Origin of the sequence: Aliivibrio fischeri, assembly GCF_009727955.1 — a bacterium.
Lineage (GTDB): Bacteria > Pseudomonadota > Gammaproteobacteria > Enterobacterales > Vibrionaceae > Aliivibrio > Aliivibrio fischeri_A.
This window is the reverse complement of record NZ_WOBR01000028.1, coordinates 1-257: the sequence shown is the minus strand read 5'-3', so window position 1 is coordinate 257 and position 257 is coordinate 1. Positions and strand designations below refer to the sequence as shown.

Below are 257 nucleotides of genomic sequence, written 5' to 3'. Positions count from 1 at the left end.
TGAGAATCGGCGACTTCATGATCAAGATTGCCAATTAATGTCACCACACCTGTGGTTGCATCTATTTCAAATAACCCAGCATCAATGTCAGCTTGTGATAATGCATAAGTCACATCATCGCCATCTGGATCCACGGCAAGGCCAGTGATATTTACAACCGTGCCAATCTCAGCATTCTCTGACAAGGTATTTTCGGCAGTATTCGAATCCGTTACAGGGCCTACATCATTGTCCGTATCGCCACCGCCCGGTGTCGA

Annotated in this window: 1 protein-coding gene; it reads right to left on the bottom strand. The window is 46.7% G+C overall.

Annotated features, from left to right (window positions below; translation table 11 throughout):
• Positions 1 to 257, bottom strand: a 257-nt coding sequence (locus GNP81_RS19170; RefSeq protein ID WP_155675072.1) for a cadherin repeat domain-containing protein, incomplete at both ends; no start/stop codon positions are given.